The organism is Methylobacterium isbiliense, from assembly GCF_022179325.1.
In the GTDB taxonomy this organism is placed as follows: domain Bacteria; phylum Pseudomonadota; class Alphaproteobacteria; order Rhizobiales; family Beijerinckiaceae; genus Methylobacterium; species Methylobacterium isbiliense.
Window position 1 is genome coordinate 1 of record NZ_BPQQ01000108.1, and the last position, 17,522, is coordinate 17,522.

General features: G+C 73.0%; 15 protein-coding genes. 6 read left to right on the top strand and 9 right to left on the bottom strand.

Annotated elements, in window-relative coordinates:
- Positions 1-252: 252 nt before the first annotated feature.
- The 5 genes from rfbA to alaS all read right to left on the bottom strand — a co-directional run bounded on the left by rfbA (position 253) and on the right by alaS (position 6,603).
- Positions 253-1,143 carry a glucose-1-phosphate thymidylyltransferase RfbA gene (gene rfbA, locus MFF61_RS31295; protein WP_238241589.1) on the bottom strand — a complete coding sequence of 297 codons (891 nt, stop codon included), beginning with the start codon at positions 1,141-1,143 and terminating at the stop codon, positions 253-255.
- Between the two features lie 10 nt (positions 1,144-1,153).
- The gene (gene rfbD, locus MFF61_RS31300) at positions 1,154-2,050 is read right to left on the bottom strand and encodes a dTDP-4-dehydrorhamnose reductase (RefSeq protein WP_238241590.1); all 897 of its coding nucleotides are present in this window, start codon (positions 2,048-2,050) and stop codon (positions 1,154-1,156) included.
- A gap of 5 nt (positions 2,051-2,055) precedes the next feature.
- Positions 2,056-3,105: a dTDP-glucose 4,6-dehydratase gene (gene rfbB, locus MFF61_RS31305; protein ID WP_238241591.1), complete on the bottom strand. Its 1,050-nt coding sequence runs from the start codon at positions 3,103-3,105 to the stop codon at positions 2,056-2,058.
- Between the two features lie 18 nt (positions 3,106-3,123).
- Positions 3,124-3,678: a dTDP-4-dehydrorhamnose 3,5-epimerase gene (rfbC, locus tag MFF61_RS31310; protein WP_238241592.1), complete on the bottom strand. Its 555-nt coding sequence runs from the start codon at positions 3,676-3,678 to the stop codon at positions 3,124-3,126.
- A gap of 264 nt (positions 3,679-3,942) precedes the next feature.
- Entirely contained in the window at positions 3,943-6,603 is a 2,661-nt protein-coding gene (gene alaS / locus MFF61_RS31315; RefSeq protein ID WP_238241593.1) for an alanine--tRNA ligase, read from the bottom strand.
- A 162-nt stretch (positions 6,604-6,765) separates the two neighbouring features.
- Between alaS and MFF61_RS31320 the strand changes: the two genes are divergently transcribed.
- Entirely contained in the window at positions 6,766-7,182 is a 417-nt protein-coding gene (locus MFF61_RS31320; RefSeq protein ID WP_238241594.1) for an MAPEG family protein, read from the top strand.
- A 73-nt stretch (positions 7,183-7,255) separates the two neighbouring features.
- Positions 7,256-8,230: a cation diffusion facilitator family transporter gene (locus MFF61_RS31325; protein WP_373324820.1), complete on the top strand. Its 975-nt coding sequence runs from the start codon at positions 7,256-7,258 to the stop codon at positions 8,228-8,230.
- Between the two features lie 6 nt (positions 8,231-8,236).
- Here the strand turns inward: MFF61_RS31325 and MFF61_RS31330 are convergent, their stop codons facing one another.
- Positions 8,237-9,178, bottom strand: a complete 942-nt coding sequence (locus tag MFF61_RS31330; protein WP_238241596.1) for a LysR family transcriptional regulator — start codon at positions 9,176-9,178, stop codon at positions 8,237-8,239.
- 98 nt (positions 9,179-9,276) lie between these two features.
- Between MFF61_RS31330 and MFF61_RS31335 the strand changes: the two genes are divergently transcribed.
- Positions 9,277-9,630, top strand: a complete 354-nt coding sequence (locus MFF61_RS31335) for a hypothetical protein (protein WP_238241597.1) — start codon at positions 9,277-9,279, stop codon at positions 9,628-9,630.
- A gap of 69 nt (positions 9,631-9,699) precedes the next feature.
- On the opposite strand, the gene MFF61_RS31340 is transcribed toward MFF61_RS31335, so the two are convergent.
- Positions 9,700-11,103, bottom strand: a complete 1,404-nt coding sequence (locus MFF61_RS31340) for an amidase (RefSeq protein WP_238241598.1) — start codon at positions 11,101-11,103, stop codon at positions 9,700-9,702.
- Between the two features lie 131 nt (positions 11,104-11,234).
- On the opposite strand from MFF61_RS31340, the gene MFF61_RS31345 reads away from it, so the two are divergent.
- Complete coding sequence (locus MFF61_RS31345; RefSeq protein WP_238241599.1) at positions 11,235-11,933, top strand: aspartate/glutamate racemase family protein; 699 nt, start codon at positions 11,235-11,237, stop codon at positions 11,931-11,933.
- A gap of 48 nt (positions 11,934-11,981) precedes the next feature.
- On the opposite strand, the gene MFF61_RS31350 is transcribed toward MFF61_RS31345, so the two are convergent.
- Positions 11,982-13,052 carry a YihY/virulence factor BrkB family protein gene (locus MFF61_RS31350; protein ID WP_238241600.1) on the bottom strand — a complete coding sequence of 357 codons (1,071 nt, stop codon included), beginning with the start codon at positions 13,050-13,052 and terminating at the stop codon, positions 11,982-11,984.
- Between the two features lie 397 nt (positions 13,053-13,449).
- On the opposite strand from MFF61_RS31350, the gene MFF61_RS31355 reads away from it, so the two are divergent.
- A complete protein-coding gene (locus tag MFF61_RS31355; protein ID WP_238241601.1) occupies positions 13,450-15,033 on the top strand; it encodes a carboxypeptidase M32 in 1,584 nt (527 codons plus the stop codon).
- A 13-nt stretch (positions 15,034-15,046) separates the two neighbouring features.
- Here the strand turns inward: MFF61_RS31355 and MFF61_RS31360 are convergent, their stop codons facing one another.
- On the bottom strand, positions 15,047-15,967 hold the full coding sequence (locus tag MFF61_RS31360) for a bestrophin family protein (RefSeq protein WP_238241602.1): 921 nt from the start codon (positions 15,965-15,967) through the stop codon (positions 15,047-15,049).
- A gap of 303 nt (positions 15,968-16,270) precedes the next feature.
- Between MFF61_RS31360 and MFF61_RS31365 the strand changes: the two genes are divergently transcribed.
- Positions 16,271-17,332: an alpha/beta fold hydrolase gene (locus tag MFF61_RS31365; protein ID WP_238241603.1), complete on the top strand. Its 1,062-nt coding sequence runs from the start codon at positions 16,271-16,273 to the stop codon at positions 17,330-17,332.
- Positions 17,333-17,522: the final 190 nt, after the last annotated feature.

Here is a 17,522-nt window from a genome sequence, read left to right on the forward strand (position 1 = left end):
TTCGATGCGCTCCCGCGCCGTGAGCTTGCCGCGCTTGTGCTGGGCCGCCACACGGCTCTCGCCGCCGCCGAGCCGGGCCTGCGCACGACGCTGGTCCAGCCGTTCGAGGATGTCCTTCATTGCCTGCCGCCTGTGTTCTTCCGGCGCCTGAAGCCTCGCGGGCTTGGCGGTAACGGTAGCGGCGGCTCTAGCACGCGTCACCGTCGGCGCAAATCCGGCCGATGGCGCAAGGCTGCTCGTCTGCGCGGGCCGTCAGCGCCGCAGGCGCCCGACCGGCTCCTCGCGGGCGAGGCGCAGCAGGTACTGGCCGTAATTGGTCTTCGCGAACAGCTGCCCGCGGGCCTCGACCTGCTCGCGCGGGATGAATCCCTGGAGGTAGGCGATCTCCTCCAGGCAGGCGACCTGCATGCCCTGGCGGCGCTGGATCACCCGCACGAACTCGGAGGCTTCCAGCAGGCTGTCGTGCGTGCCCGTGTCCAGCCACGCATAGCCGCGCGACATGCACTCCACGTGCAGCTCCCCCCGCTCCAGGTAGGCCTGGTTCACGTCCGTGATCTCAAGCTCGCCCCGCGCCGAGGGCCGCACCGCCGCCGCGATGTCCAGCACCTGGTTGTCGTAGACGTACAAACCCGTCACCGCCCAGGTCGATTCCGGGTGCGTCGGCTTCTCCACCAGCTTGGTCGGCCGGCCCGCGGCGTCGAGGTTGACCACCCCGTAGGCCTCCGGATGATCGACATGGTAGGCGAACACCGTCGCGCCGCGGCTGCGCTCGCGCGCCCGCCCGAGCATCTGCTGCAGGCCGGCGCCGAAGAACAGGTTGTCGCCCAGGATCAAGGAGACCGGGTCGGGGCCGACGAAGTCGCGTCCGATGACGAAGGCCTGGGCCAGGCCCTCGGGCCGGGGCTGGAGGGCGTACGAGAAGGAGAGGCCGAACTGCTCGCCGGTGCCGAACAGGCGCTTGTAGTTGTCGAGGTGCTCAGGCGACGAGATGATCAGGATGTCGCGGATGCCGGCGAGCATCAGCACCGAGACCGGGTAGTAGATCATCGGCTTGTCGTAGACCGGCAGGAGCTGCTTGTTGATCGACAGCGTGGCCGGATGGAGCCGGGTGCCGGAGCCTCCGGCCAGCACGATCCCCTTCATGATTGTCTCCTCAGGCCGGGCGCGCCGGACCGATCAATTGGTCGAGAATGTCGTCGAGGGCCGCCGGCCAGGGCCGCGGCGTGACGCCGAAATCGCGCGCGAGCGTCTCAGTCGACAGTTCGGAATTGGCCGGGCGTGCGGCCGGCGTGGGATAGGCCGAGGTCGGGATCGGCTCCACCGGCACGCTGCGCGCCCCGCGGCTTTCCGCCCCCGCCATGATGGCGCGGGCGAACCCGCACCACGTCGTCGCCCCCGCATTCACGCAATGGTAGGTGCCGGTCGGGGCCGCCGGGTCGTCCGCAAGCCGCAGCGCGATCGCGGCCAAAGCCGCCGCGAGGTCGGCGGCCGAGGTCGGGCAGCCGCGCTGGTCGTCCACCACCGTCAGCTTCTCCCGCTCGCCGGCCAGCCGCAGCATCGTACGCACGAAATTGCCCCGGTGCGGGCTCACCACCCAGGCGGTGCGCACGATGGCGTGGCGCGGATTGGCGGTGCGCACCGCCATCTCGCCCGCCGCCTTGCTGGCGCCATACACGCTGCGCGGCCGCACCGGCGCGTCGGTGGCATAGGCGCCCGTGCCGGTCCCGTCGAACACGTAGTCGGTCGAGACGTGTACAAGCGGAATGCCGGCCCGGGCGGTGGCGGCGGCCAGATAGGCGGGGCCGAGGGCGTTGAGGCGCCACGCCGCGCCGACCTCGCTCTCGGCCTTGTCCACCGCCGTGTAGGCGGCGGCGTTGATGACCGCCGCGTAGGGGCGCCCGGCGACGGCCGCCTCGACCGCGGCCTCGTCGGTGATGTCGAGCGCCTCGCGGGCCGGCGCCTGCAGCGTCACGTCCGCGGGCCAGGCATGGTGCTGCAGCTCGGTGCCGACCTGCCCGGCGCCGCCGAGGATGAGGATGTCGCGGCTCATGGCGCTCAGCCGGTCAGCCCGAGGCGCTCGCCGGCATAGCGGCCCTCGCGGATCGGCTGCCACCAGCCGGCATTGTCGAGGTACCAGCGCACGGTGTCCTCCAGCGCCTGCTCGAAGCTGCGCGTCGGCCGCCAGCCGAGCTCGGCCTCGGCCTTGGTCGGGTCGATGGCGTAGCGCCGGTCGTGGCCGGGGCGGTCGGTCACGAAGGTGATCAGCCGCTCGTGCGGGCCGGCTTCGGGCCGCAGCCGGTCGAAGATCGCGCACAGCGTCCTGACCACGTCGAGGTTGTTGCGCACCGCCCGCCCGCCGAGCAGGTAGGTCTCGCCGACGCGGCCGCGCTCCAGCACGGCGACGAGGCCGCGGGCGTGGTCCTCGACATGGATCCAGTCGCGCTCGTTCTGGCCGTCGCCGTAGACCGGCAGGTTCCGGCCTTCGAGCGCGTTGAGGATCATCAGCGGGATCAGCTTCTCGGGGAAGTGGCGCGGCCCGTAATTGTTGGAGCAGTTCGTCACCAGCACCGGCAGCCCGTAGGTCTCGTGCCAGGCCCGGGCGAGGTGATCCGAGGCGGCCTTCGAGGCGGAGTAGGGCGAGCGCGGATCGTAGCGGCTCTCCTCGGTGAAGAAGCCGCCCGGCGGCAGCGAGCCGTAGACCTCATCGGTGGAGACGTGCAGGAAGCGGAAGCACTCCTTCTCCGCCCCCGCGAGCCGGCCGTGATGGGCGCGGGCGGCCTCCAGCATCACCTGGGTGCCGACCACGTTGGTGCGGATGAAGGCGGCCGGGCCGGTGATCGAGCGGTCGACGTGGCTCTCGGCGGCCAGATGCATCACGGCTTGCGGCCGAAACTCCTCGAACAGGGCGCCCACGCGGTCCGCGTCGCAGATGTCGCCTTCTGCGAAGCGATGGCGCTCATCGCCCTTGAGCGGCGCGAGCGAGAGCGGGTTGGCCGCGTAGGTGAGCGCGTCGAGAGTCAGGACGTCGTGCCCGAGATCCTGGACGAGGTGGAGCACCAGGGCCGAGCCGATGAAGCCGCAGCCGCCCGTGACGAGGATGCGCATGTGGGTCTCCGGGGAGCGTCAGAACAGCGGCGGGAGGTCGGCGAAGCGGGGGGCCTTGGTGTCCTTGTCGGACAGCACGGCTTCGTCCGCCGCAACCGGCCAGTCGATGCCGAGATCGGGGTCGTTCCAGAGCACGGCACCGTCGTGCGCGCGGCTGTAGTAGCCGCCCGCGACCTTGTAGGCGACCATCGTGTCGGGGGTCAGCGTGCAGAAGGCGTGCCCGAAGCCGACCGGGATGAAGAGCTGGTGGCCGTTCTCGGCATCGAGGCGGGCGGCGACGTGGCGCCCGTAGGTCGGGGAGTCGCGGCGCAGGTCGACGGCGACGTCGAGGATGGCGCCCGAGAGGACGCGCACCAGCTTGGCCTGGGCGTGGGGATGGGTCTGGAAGTGGATCCCGCGCACCGTGCCCTGCTGGGCGGAGAAGGACTGGTTGTCCTGAACGAAGGGGGCACTGATGCCGTGGGCAGCCAGGATGTCGGCCCGGAAGGTCTCGGAGAACCAGCCGCGGTCATCGCCGAACCGGCTCGGGATCACCAGCTTCACGTCCGGGATCGCCTGATCCACAACCTGCATGCGACATCCCTCCGTACCACAACCCCTCCGGCCCCGCGGCTGCTGACGGACGATCGTGGCATCACCAAGTCCGCCGACAGCACGGCGCCTCGATTCGTGGCTCCCCGGGCGCTCAACCGGCGACCGCTTGGGTCGACGCACCGAAGAGGGCTCCGGACCGGCGAATCCGCATCATCTGCCGGCAACCCGACGCGGCCGTGGCGATCCGCAGCCCGTCCTCCGTCGCCTTGCATGCGTCCGTTTCAAGGCCACAGGGCCACCCGCTCAGGCGGCGGCGAGCGCCGCCTGGATCGCGTCGAGCGCCGCCTCGGCGCCGGCCCCGTCCGGACCGCCGGCCTGGGCCATGTCGCGCCGCCCGCCCCCGCCCTTCCCGCCGAGGCGCTCCGAGCCCGCCCGCACCAGCGCCACGGCGTCGAAGCGTTCGGTCAGGTCGTCGGTCACGCCCACGACGAGGCCGGCCTTGCCGTCCGGCGCCACACCGACGATCGCGACGATGCCGGACCCCAGGCGCTTCTTGCCCTCGTCCGCGAGGCTCTTGAGGTCGCGCATCTCGACCCCCTGCACGGCGCGTGCCATCAGCTTGATGCCGGCGACCTCCCGCACCGGGTCCTCGCCCGATGCGCCGCCGCCCATCGCGAGCTTGCGGCGGGCCTCGGCCAGCTCCCGCTCCAGCCGGCGGCGATCTTCGATCAGGGCGGCGAGGCGCTCCGGCGCCTCCGCCGGCGGCACCTTGAGCAGGCCGGCCATGGCGGCGAGCCGGCGGCTCTCCTCGGTGAGGTGGCGGCGCGCCGCGTCCCCGGTCATCGCCTCGATGCGGCGCACGCCCGAGGCCACCGCCCCCTCGCCCATCACCGTCACGACCCCGATGTCGCCCGTGCGTCCGACATGGGTGCCGCCGCACAATTCCACCGAGAAGGCGCGCGGGCGCCCGTCCCCCGCCTGGCCCGTGCCCATCGAGACGACGCGCACCTCGTCGCCGTACTTCTCGCCGAACAGCGCCCGGGCGCCGCTGGCGATGGCGTCGTCCACCGCCATCAGCTTGGTGACGACCGGGCCGTTCTGCAGCAGCACGCGGTTGGCGATCTCCTCCACGGCCGCGACCTCCTCGTCGTTCAGCGGCTTCGGATGGCTGAAGTCGAAGCGCAGGCGGTCGGGCGAGACCAGCGAGCCCTTCTGGGCGACGTGGTCGCCCAGCACCTGCCGCAGGGCCTCGTGGAGCAGATGCGTGGCCGAGTGATTGGCCCGGATCGCGTGGCGGCGGGCATGATCGACCTTCAGCTCCACGGCCTGCCCGGCCGCGAGCGTGCCCTCCTCGACGGTGACGTGATGGACGAAGAGGTCGCCGAGCTTCTTCTCGGTGGTCGTCACGCGGGCGCGCAGGCCCGGCCCCGCGACGGTGCCGGTGTCGCCGACCTGGCCGCCCGATTCACCGTAGAACGGCGTCTGGCTCACCACGAGCAGGCCCTCCTCGCCCGCCGCGATCGACTCGACCTCCGCGCCGCCGCGCACCAGCGCGGTGACCACGCCCTCCGCGGTCTCGGTCTCGTAGCCGAGGAATTCGGTGGCGCCGACCCGCTCGCGCAGCGCGAACCACAGCGTCTCGGTGGCGGCCTCGCCCGAGCCCGACCAAGCGGCGCGCGCCGCCGCGCGCTGGCGCTCCATCGCGGCCTTGAACGCGTCGGTGTCCACGCCGATGCCGCGGGACTTGAGCGCGTCCTGGGTCAGGTCGAGGGGGAAGCCGTAGGTGTCGTAGAGGGTGAAGGCGGTCTCGCCGGAGAGGTTCTGCCCGGCCGCGAGGTCGCGGGTCTCCGCGTCGAGGATGGAGAGGCCGCGCTCGAGCGTGCGCCGGAAGCGGGTCTCCTCCAGCCGCAGCGTCTCGGTGATCAGCGCCTCGGCCCGGGTCAGTTCCGGGTAGGCCTGCCCCATCTCGCGCACGAGCGTCGGCACGAGGCGGTACATCATCGGATCGCGCGAGCCGAGGAGCTGCGCGTGCCGCATGGCCCGGCGCATGATCCGCCGCAGCACGTAGCCGCGGCCCTCGTTGCCCGGCAGCACGCCGTCGGCGACGAGGAAGGAGGAGGCCCGCAGGTGGTCGGCGATCACCCGGTAGGAGGCGGTCTGCGCGCCCTCCGGCGGGCGCCCGACCTGATGCGCCACCGCGTCGATCAGGCTGCGGAACAGGTCGGTGTCGTAGTTGCTCTTCACGCCCTGGAGGATCGCCGCCATGCGCTCCAGGCCCATGCCGGTGTCGATCGAGGGGCGCGGCAGGCCGACCCGGTTGCCCGGCTCGATCTGCTCGTACTGCATGAAGACGAGGTTCCAGAATTCGAGGAAGCGGTCGCCGTCCTCGTCCGGGCTCCCGGGCGGGCCGCCCTGCAGCTCGGGGCCCTGGTCAATGAAGATCTCCGAGCAGGGGCCGCAGGGGCCGGTATCGCCCATCTGCCAGAAATTGTCGGAGGTGCCGATGCGGATGATGCGCTCGTCCGGGAAGCCCGCGATCTTGCGCCAGAGCCCCGCCGCGTCCTCGTCGTCGGCGTAGACGGTGACCAGAAGGCGCTCCGGCGAGAGCCCGAACTCCTTCGTCACGAGGTTCCAGGCCAGTTCGATCGCCAGCGGCTTGAAGTAGTCGCCGAACGAGAAATTGCCCAGCATCTCGAAGAAGGTGTGGTGGCGCGCCGTGTACCCGACGTTGTCGAGGTCGTTGTGCTTGCCGCCCGCCCGCACGCATTTCTGCGCCGTGGTGGCGCGCTGGTACGGCCGCTTCTCGACGCCGGTGAAGACGTTCTTGAACTGCACCATCCCGGCGTTGGTGAACATCAGGGTGGGGTCGTTGCGCGGCACCAGCGGCGACGACGGCACCACCTCGTGTCCGTGCTTGGCGAAGTAGTCGAGGAAGGTCGACCGGATCTCGTTGACGCCACTCATCGGATGAAGACTCGTGCGAGGAATGCTGGGGGGCCGGTGGCGGCGGAGCCGCAAGGGCACGTGCCCGCTGTCTTAGTCATGCCACACCCCCGTGTCGAGGCGGGGCGTCCTCCCTATCTGGCGCCGCACGGCCAAGCCGGCCGCCGGCCAGGGAACCCGCCCATGATGCCCATCGAGATCCGTCTCCTCGCCTACGCGGTCGTGCTCGGCTTCGTGCACATCATGGCGGCCTCGCTCGCCGGGCTGAAGGCGCGCGGCGGCCTCGCCTGGGCGGCCGGCAACCGCGAGACGCAGCCGGCGGTGACCGGCGCGGCGGCCCGGCTGGAGCGCGCCTCGAAGAACTTCTTCGAGACCTTCCCGCTCTTCGCCGCCCTGGTGCTGGCGGCGGCGGCCATCGACCGGCACAACACCGCGGTGGTGCTGGGCGCGCATCTCTATGTCTGGGCGCGGCTCGCCTACCTGCCGATCTACGGCCTGGGTCTGCCCGTGGTGCGCACCCCGGTCTGGGGCGTGGCGATGGTGGGCATCGGCTTCGTGTTCGTTGGGCTGTTCACCAAGATCGGGCCGTTCGTGCGCTGAGCCGGCCCGCGGGACGCGGCCGGACGCAGCCCGCGCCTCGCCAACGGGGCCGGCCCGCCCTATGACGCAGGGCATGGCGCACGACCACGGCCACCGTCACGATCACACCGGGCAGGGCCGCCACGCCCACGGCCCTCATGGTCAATATCACGGCCCGGGTCACGGGCATGCGCCCGCCCGCTTCGGCACCGCCTTCGCGGTGGGCATCGCGCTCAATACCGGCTTCGTGCTGGTGGAGGCCGCCTTCGGCCTCCTGAGCGATTCGGTGGCGCTGCTGGCGGATGCCGGCCACAATCTCTCGGACGTGCTCGGCCTCGTGGTCGCCTGGGCGGCCGCGACGCTCGGACGGCGTGCGCCGAGCGCGCGCTTCACCTACGGGCTCCGCAGCAGCTCGATCCTGGCCGCCCTGTTCAACGCGGTGTTCCTGCTCGTGGCGACAGGGGGGATCGCCTGGGAGGCGATCGGGCGCCTGCAGGCGCCGCCGCCCGTGGCCGGCGGCACGGTCATCGTCGTCGCGCTCATCGGCATCGCCATCAACGGCATCACCGCGTGGCTGTTCGCCTCCGGGCGCGAGAGCGATCTCAACATCCGCGGCGCCTACCTGCACATGCTGGCGGATGCGGCCGTGTCGGCGGGCGTGGTGCTGGCGGGGATCGCGATCCTGGCGACCGGCTGGACCTGGATCGACCCGCTGGTGAGCCTCGTGATCGTGGCGGTGATCGTGGCGGGAACCTGGGGCCTCCTGCGCGACAGCGTGATCCTGTCCCTCGCGGCGGTCCCCCCGGGAATCGACCCGGCGGCCGTGCGCCGCTGCCTCGCCGAGCGGCCCGGGGTCGCCGAGGTGCACGACCTGCACGTCTGGGCGATGAGCACCACCGAGACCGCGCTGACCGCCCATCTCGTCATGCCCGCCGGTCATCCCGGCAACCACTTCCTCGGCGAGTGCGCGCGGGTGCTGCGGGAGCGGTTCGGCATCGCCCACGTGACGCTGCAGGTGGAACTGGCGGGAGGACCGGCCTGCGCGCTGGCCCCCGAGAGCGTGGTCTGAGCCGGATCAGGCGCCCGCGAGGCTGGCACCCGGCTGGCCGGCGAGGCGGCGCAGCGTCGTGCGCAGCCAGCGATGGGCCGGGTCGTCGTCGTAGGAGGCGTGCCAGAGCATGGACACCGCGACGTCGTCGAGCCGCACCGGCGCGGGACTGACCGTGAGGCCGAGCGCGTCCGCGAACAGGTGCGCGAGCCGTGCGTGCATGGTCGTCAGCACCGGCGCGGCGCGCACCAGGAACGGCACGGCGAGGAAGCGCGGCGAGGTGACGGCGAGCGTGCGGCGCAGGCCGAGCGCCGCCAGCGCGTCGTCCACCACGCCGTGCGCCGTCTCCCTGAGGCTGGTGAGCACGTGCGGGAAGCGCAGGTAGTCGTCGAGGGAGATCGGCGGCGTGAGCCCCACCAGGGCGGCGTTGAACAGGCAGACGTAGGTGTCGCGGTAGAGCAGGGTCTGCTTGTGATGCTGCTGCCCCCGGAACGACAGGTCGACGGCGAGGTCGATCCGGTCGGCGTCGATCTCCTCCAGCACGTGGGTGCGGTCGAGCGAGCGCAGCAGGAGACTGATGCCGGGCGCCTCCGCGCGCAGGTAGGCGAGCAGCGTCGGGCCGAGCAGCACCTCGGTGCTGTCGGGCAGGCTGATCGTGAAGGTGCGCTCCACGGTCCGCGGATCGAAGGCCTCCTCGCGCCGCACCAGGAACTGGATCTGGCGCAGCGTCGCGCGCACCGGCTCGGCGAGCGCGAGCGCCCGCGGCGTCGGCCGCATCCCCTCCGGCGCGCGGGTCAGCAGCGCGTCGTCGAACAGCGTGCGCAGCCGCGCGAGGCTGCTGCTCATCGCGGACTGGCCGACGCCGATGCGGGCGGCGGCGCGCGTGACGCTGCGCTCGGCCAGCAGCGCATCGAGGGCCACCAGGAGGTTGAGATCGACCCGGGCCAGATCGATATGATCAATAGTCATTATCGATGCGATCTGTTTGATCCATGCTGCAGCGCAGCGCATATGGGGCCCAGACGCGGGGCCGACAGGGTCCCGCCCAACCGGAAAGTCCCAGAACCATGATGCGCACGCTGGTGCTCGCGGCCACGGCCGCTCTCCCGCTCATCGGCTCCGCCCATGCGGAGAGCGTCAAGCCCGCCCAGGCAAAGAGCCTCGATCTCGGGCCGCTCGCCGGGGTCGCCTACTACACGGTCGAACCCAGGGGCCATCGCGTGGTGGTGACGCTCGCCCCGCGGGCCGCCGCCCCCGCGGTGCGGTTCGAGGCGGTGCTCGCCTCGGGCCAGAGCATGACCGTCTCGACCCCGCGCCAGGCGGGCGCCGCGAGCCGCGCCGTCGAGATCAGCCGCGATGGCGACACGGTCTCGGTCAGGCCCGCGCCGGACGCGGTGCAGGAGACGGCCTCCCTCCGCTGACGACGCACGCTCGCCGCCCCGCCCCCCGCGGGGCGGCGCAGCACCCATCCGCGGCGCGGGGGCCGGCCCTCACGCGTCGGCGCCCGGGATCCGCGGCCGGCGATCGGCCCAGGGTCGGCGCCGCTCCATCGCCTCGGCCACGTCGAGGAGCAGACCGTCGTGCCCGAACCCCGCCACGAGGTGGAGCCCGACCGGCAGCCCGTCCGGCGAGGGTGCGACCGGCAGGCTGAGCCCCGGCAGCGCCGCGGCGTTCACCCAGCCCGAATAGACCGCATGGCCCCGGGGCCCGACCGGCCGCCCGTCGATCTCCGGCGGGTAGACCTCGCCGGCCGGCCAGGACAGCGCGGCGATGGCCGGCGTGACGACGAGATCGAGTTCCACGAAGGCGGCGCTCGCGGCGTCCCGCAGGGTCCGCACCACGTCGAGGATGCGGCAGAGGCGCGTCACCGGCGCTCGCGCGCCCTCCTGGGCCATCGCCCGGTAGGGCTCGCTCGCCTGCGCGCCGAGCGCCGGATCCGCCGCGAACAACCCCGCAAGGCCGATGCGGCCGATCTCCGGCCAGAGGTCGTTCAGCTCCGCGATGTCGACGGGCAGCGCTCCTTCCTCGACGGCGACGCCGCAGGCGCGCAGATCGTCGAGCGCCGCCCGGCAGGAGGCGGCGATCGCCGGATCGAGGGGCGCGTCGCCGATCCGCTCAACGTAGCGCGCGCGCAAGCGACGGGCGGGCCGCTCGGCGACGGGATGGAAACCGGACCACAGGACGCGGGGATCGGCGCCCGCCATCAGCGCCAGCACGGCGCGGCTGTCCGCAACGGTGCGGGTGAGGGCGCCCGCGATCTCGAAATCGAGGAGCGGCGAGGGCAACCCGCCGGAGCGCGGCACGAGGCCGAGCGAACTCTTGAGCCCGACGAGGCCCGAATGCGCGGCCGGGCGGCGCAGCGATCCGCCTCCGTCGGTCCCGACGCCGACCGGCGCATAGCCGGCGGCCGTGGCGGCCGCCCCTCCCCCGGTCGATCCGCCCGGCGTCAGCGCCGGATTCCACGGATTGCCGGTGACGCCGAAACGGGCGTTGGCCGTGTAACCCTGCACGGCGAATTCCGGCATGTTGGTCTTGGCGAGGGTGACGAGCCCGGCCGCGCGCAGGCGCGCCACCGGCACCTCGTCGTGGTCGGCGACCCGGTCGGGCCCCGGCGTCGCGAAGCCGACCGGCAGGCCCTTGGCGACCAGGAACTCCTTGATCGTCATCGGCACCCCGTCGAGGGGCGAGAGCGGCTGGCCCGCGCGCCAGCGCGCGGCGCTCGCCTCCGCCTCGGCGCGGGCGCCCGGGTTGAGCCGCGTCAGCGCGTTGAGCACGGGTTCGCAGGCCCGCGCCCGGGCGAGGCACGCCTCCAGCGCCTCGACCGGAGAGGTTCGGCCCGCTGCGAAGCGCGCCGCCAGTTCCGTGGCGCTCAAGGCCCAGAGCGGCGGCGTCACCGGGCCGTCCCCCGGCTCAGGGCTGCGATCGGCCAATCACGCTGTCGCATCGGCTTTCCCCCCGAATGGCATACGCCTTGCCATCTTTTCCGGGCAAGGACGATGCCGCCGGGGCGAGGCTCGCGACGAGGATGGCCCAGACGACCGACGACGATGCCCCGGCGGTGCCCGCGACGGCGCTCGGGGTGATCCTGCCCTCCTCGAACCGCGTGGTGGAACGCGCCACCGAGGCGCGGCTCGCCCTTCTGCCCGGTGTCGGAGCCTGCTACGCCCGCATTCCATACGGCGCCATGACCCGGTGGGGCACGGATGCCTATGACGAGGGCAGCTTCCTCGACGCGGCCCACCTCCTCGCCGATGCCGGCGTCGCGGCGCTGGTCTGGAACGCGACGCGCGGCGCGGCGCTCGGCTTCCGGCCGGACGAGCGGCTGTGCGAGCGGCTGACCCGCCGCACCGGTCTGCCCGTCGTCACGACGGCGCTGGCGGCCCGCGCGAGGCTGCGGGCGGAGGGGTTCGCGCGCATCGGCCTCGTGGTGCAGGGCGATGCCGCCGAGGCCGACCTCGTCACGGCGCGGTTCGCCGCCGAGGGCCTCCCGGTCCATGCGGCGGTCGGGCTCGGCATCGCCGAGAACCGCGCCGCCGCCTTCGTGCCGCCCGCGCGCCTGCGCGCCGCGGCCGAGGATCTCGCGGCACGCGGGGCCGACGCGATGCTGATCTGGAGCACCAACCTGCCGGGCTGGCGCCTGCCGCCGACCCTGGCCGGCCGGCCCCTTCTCGACGCGACGACGCTCGGCACCGACGCCCTGCTCGCCGCGACCGGCCTGACCTGAACCGCCGCCCGCCGCGGCCCGCCGCCCCTCTGGCGGGCGGCACCGGGCTCACGCGTCACGCGGCTCGGCCTCGTCCTCGTAGGAGGGGCCGACCGTATCGGCCGCGTAGGCCTGTCGGGCACCGAGGGGCTTCGGCCGTCCGGTCGTGCTGTCGAGCACCGTCTGCCGTTCCATCTCGGCGTTCAGCTCCGCGCCGAGCAGCACGACGACGACGGACAGCCAGATCCAGGTCATGAAGCCGATGCCGGCGCCGAGCGACCCGTAGGTGCGGTTGTAGCTGTCGAAGCTTGCGACGTACCAGGAGAACAGGGCCGAGGCACAGACCCACAGCAGGGCGGCGACGCTGCTGCCCCAGGTCACCCAGCGCCACTTGGCTTCGTGCCGACTCGGTCCGTACCGGTAGATCACCGCGAGGCAGAGGCTGACGAGCACGAGGAGCGCGGGCCAGCGCAGAAGGCGCAGGGCCGTGTCCGCGGCCAAGGACCGGAACCCGACATGGTCGAGGACCACCGGCAGGGCCACCACCATGCCGGTCGCCACCAGCGCGAACGCGACGCCGCTGAGCGTGAACAGGATCGTGGTGCCGTAGAAGCGCAGGAGCGTGCGCTTTTCCCGCTCCTTGTAGATGACGTTGAGCGCGTCGAAGAGCGCGCTCACGCCGGAATTCGCGCTCCAGAACGCGATCAGCAGGCTGACGAGCGAGGCCGTGCTGAGCGCGCCCGTGCTCTGCTTCGCGATCCGGGTGAGTTCGCTCGCGAGCAGGTCGAGAACACCGCCGGGCAGCACCCCGGAGAGCAGGCTGAGATGCTGGTTAATGGCGCCCGGATCCGCCACCAGACCGTAGAGCGACACGATCGTGGCCAGCCCCGGAAAGACCGCCAGCAGGGCGAAGAAGGCGACGCCGCCCGCCGTGGCGAGCACCCGGTCCTGCGGCATCGACCGGGCGACGCGAACCACGATGTCGGTCCAGCCGCGGGCCGGGATCTGCCCCGGTTCCGTCGCGGTGCGCCCCCGCTCCGGCTCGCGGGCGCGGGCCATCGCGCGGGCGTGCGCGCCCTTGTCCGGCGGCCGCGTGCTCACCGAGCGCCAATCCTCCCCGTCTTCGCCCGCATCGGCCATCGCGATCCGGCCCCGATCCGATCAAGAACCGGCGAGACCCGGCGAAGTTCGCCACCGACACTCCACCCGGCCGCGATCGACGGACGGACGGCCACCGGGATCCCGGTCGCCCGATACAGGCGCACGACTGCACCTTGGTATTTGGTTGAGGCGTTCGACGATCCGGCCACCGCGCTCACCCTGGAGACGATCAGGACGATCGGCAACGCCTTCCCGGCCACGGGCGGCGAGCTCGTGCCTGGGTGCGCCGGGCTGCGTGCGTCTCGGCGAGGCCGCTCGGCGCCGTGTCGGCAGCCGCAGCGACCTGCAGGCGATGGGCGCGCTGTCGAGGCGGGGCAAGGGCGAGGGGCCGGCGTTTCGCTGCAAGGCGGCAGCGCGCCCGCGGCCGGCAGCTGGCATGATCGCCCGCGAAGCCCCACCCTGGCGCGGACCCGCCCGGGTCGCGCATCCCACCGACGAGGGAGACACCGCCTCCGTGACCGAGACCGCCTATGCCTGCCTGGAGCGGGACTTCGCCCGTATCGCGGTGCTGGAGGATGCCGCCGGCATCCTGGGCTGGGACGCCCGCACCACCATGCCGCTCGGTTCGGCCGACGGGCGCGCCGAGCAGCTCGCCGCCTTGCGGGGCCTCGTGCACGAGACCGTGACGGCGGAGCGCCTCGCCGAGCGCCTCGACGCCGCGGAGGCGGAGCGCGAAACGCTCGATCCCTGGCAGGTTGCCAACCTGCGCGAGATGCGCCGCACGCGGATCCATGCCGCGGCCGTGCCGCGGGACCTCGTCATCGCCCGGGCGAAGGCCACCGCGCGGGCCGAGATCGTGTGGCGCGAGGCCCGGCGGACCAGCGACTTCGCGCTGCTGCGGCCCCATCTCGAGGAGGTGCTGGGGCTGCAGCGGGCGATCGGCCAAGCCAAGGGCGCGGCGCTGGGCATCCCGGCCTACGACGCCCTGCTCGACCAGTACGATCCCGGTCTGCGTCAATCCCGCGTCGACGCGCTGTTCGGGCCGCTGCGCCGCATCCTGCCCGACCTGATCGCGCAGGCGCAGGAGCGCCAGGGACGGTCCGCTCCGCCCCGGCCGATCGAGGGCGCGTTTCCGGTCGAGGCGCAGCGCGCCCTCGCCGAGACCCTGATGCGGGCGGCCGGGTTCGACTTCACCCGCGGCCGGCTCGACGTCAGCCTGCATCCCTTCTGCGGCGGCGCCACCGGGGACGTGCGCATCACCACGCGCTACGACGGCACGGACTTCACCCGCGCGCTGATGGGCGTCCTGCACGAGACCGGGCACGCCCTCTACGAGCAGGGGCGTCCGGCGGCATGGCAGCGCCAGCCCGTGGGGCGGGCGCGCGGCATGACGCTGCACGAGAGCCAGTCCCTGCTGATCGAGATGCAGGCCTGCCGCTCGCGCGAGTTCCTCGGCTTCCTGTCGCCCCTGATCGGGCGCCAGTTCGGCCGGGAGGACCCGGCCTGGTCGCCGGAGAACCTCTTCCGCCTCTACACCCGCGTCGCGCCGGGTCCCATCCGCGTGGACGCGGACGAGGTGACCTACCCGGCCCACATCCTGCTGCGCTACGACCTGGAGCGGGCGATGATCGCGGGGGATCTGGCAGTCGCCGACCTGCCGGGCGCCTTCAAGGCCGGGATGAAGGCCCTGCTCGGGCTCACGGTCACGGACGATGCCGACGGCTGCCTGCAGGACATCCACTGGCCGAGCGGCGGATGGGGCTACTTCCCGACCTACACGCTGGGGGCGGTGACGGCAGCCCAGCTCTTCGCCGCGGCCTGCGAGGCCGACGCCGAGATCCGGCCGGGCCTCGCGCGGGGGGACTTCGCGCCGCTCGTCGGCTGGCTGCGGGCGCATGTCCACGCCGCGGGCAGTTCGCGCGAGACCGACGAGATCGTGACGGCGGCGACCGGCAGGCCGGCGGACCTCGACGCCTTCCTGGCGCATCTGCGCCGCCGGTACCTCGGGGCGGACGCGTGAGCCGGGAGGGGCGTCAGCGCAGCACGAACCGCTCGGGCTCGACGGGCGGCGGGGGCGGCTCGCCCAGGGCATCGAGGAGGATGCCGTCGATGACGCGCAGCAGGGCGTCGAGCGGCAGGTCGTTGGCCTGCATGCCGAACGGCTCCTCCAGCTCGTCGCCGAGCGCGTCGAGGCCGAAGAACGTGTAGGCGACCAGCGCGGTGGCGAACGGCGTCGCCCAGCCCAGCGAGGTCGCCAGCCCGAAGGGGAGTAGCAGGCAGTAGAGCCAGGACGTCCGGTAGATCAGCAGCGTGTAGGCGAAGGGCAACGGCGTGCCCCGGATCCGCTCGCAGGCGGCCTGGATGCCGGACAGGGCGGCGAGCTTGGTCTCGATCGCGGCGTAGAGCACGTCGCTGAGGAGACCAGCGCGCAGGGCTTGGCCCAGATCGGCCGCAAAGAGGCGCAGGGCCGCGTCGGCGGGGTCGGGGCCGCGCCCCAGCAGGCCGGCCTCGTCCGGAGGCATCCAGACCGCGGCGGCCGCGGCCGGATCCCGGCTGCGCAGCGAGGCGTGCAGGGCATGCGCGAAGGCACGCAGCCGCAGCAGCAGCCGCCGGCGCAGGTCGTCGTGCCCGGCTCCCGGAAGCAGGGCGACGGTGGTGCGGGCGAGCCCGCGCATCTCGACGAGGAGCTGACCCCATTGGCGACGCGCCTCCCACCAGCGGTCGTAGCAGGCGTTGTTGCGGAAGCTGAGGAAGATCGAGAGGGCGAGCCCCACGAGCGTGAACGGGGCGACGCCGGATTGCAGCCCGAGCACCTCGGGCCAGCGCTGCTCCAAAGCGACGACCGCGCAGGCGACGAGCGTGATCGCCAGGATCTTGGGCGCGACGGCCGGCAGGACGGAGCCGTGCAGGGAGAACAGGATGGCGAGGGTTCCGGGGCGGGGGCGGACGACCATGGCTCTCCCATGTGCGCTGGCGGCGCGCTGCCGAGGCCCCGGCCGTCGGCCCGGCGGTCGCGGATCGCGCCGTGCGGGGGGCTCCCGTGGCTTCATTCGTGCACGATACGCGCAGGCCGCGGACCGGGGGCAGCTTCACGATGCGTTAAACGCTCGAACGCTCATATGGCACCGAAGCGCCGCCCTGGGCGGCGGAGCCGCCGGAACGGGCAGCCCGACCCGGGATCGGGCGCGGCGCCCGACCGCCCGACCATCGTCTGCATCGTTCGCGCCCGTGCAGGGCCGCAGCCTGGAGGATCCGCCGTGCTTCCCACTGCGCTCTGGCCCACCTCCCGGCGACAGGCGGCCCGCAGACCATCGGGCGTCGCCAAGGGCGTCGCCAAGCTGCTGAAATCGGGGGCCAGCCTCACGGGGGCCGCGGCGCGCGAGGGCCGCAAGGCCGCCCGCCAGCTCGGCAGGGCCGTGACGGCCGGCCGGGTCCCGGCGGCCGAGGACACGACGCGACCCTCGGGGCAGTTCGTGGAGGTGGACGGCCTTCAGGTGCACTACATCGCGCGCGGCAAGGGCCGGCCCGTGGTCCTGATCCACGGCAACGGCACGATGGCGGAGGATTTCGCGATCTGCGGCCTCATCGCGCAGCTGGCCAAGCGCTACCGGGTGATCGCCATCGACCGGCCCGGCTTCGGCCATACCGACCGGCCGCGGCACCGGATCTGGACGGCGGATGCGCAGGCGCGCCTCATGCGCCGCGTGCTGGAGCGGCTCGGCATCGAGCGCCCGGTCGTACTCGGGCATTCCTGGGGCACGATCGTGTCGCTGGCGCTCGCGGCGCAGGCGCCCGAGGCGGTGCGGGGTCTCGTCCTGCTCTCCGGCTATTACTACGCGACCCGGCGGGCGGACGTGGCGATGATCACGCCCCTGGCGCTTCCGGGGGTCGGGGATGCGGCCCGCTCGCTGGTGCCGGCCGCCCTCGGCCACCTGCTCGCGCCGCAGGTCTTCCGGCACGTCTTCAGCCCTCAGGCGATCCCGGCGAGCTTCCAGGCGCGCTTTCCGGTCGGACTCTCGATCCACCCGACCCAGGCGCGCGCGAGCGCGGAGGACACCGCGAGCATGAACACGGCGGCGGCGCTGCTGCGGCCGCATTACCGGGGCCTGCGCGTGCCGCTCGCCATCCTCAGCGGCGATGCGGACGCGATCGTCGATCCGGCCGGGCAATCCTGCCGCCTGCACGAGGAGGTGGTGGGCAGCACGCTGACGCTGCTGCCGGGACTCGGCCACATGATCCACTACGCGGCGAAGCCCCAGATCGTGCGGGCGGTGGACAGCATCATGGCCACGGACGGCAAACGTCTGAAGTGGGCCTGAGCCGGGTAGCCTCGCACGGTGCCGCGGGAGGGCGAGCCCCCTCCCCCGGGGCTCGCGAAGTCCCGAGCACACGGTCCGCAAGGGCGGTTCGGGCCGCGTCGTGAGGCGGCGTCCGCCGGCGGCGCGCCCGCCCTCCCCTCTCCGCTGCGTATCCTGAACGCAGAAAACTCCCGGCCGCGTGTGCGCCGGG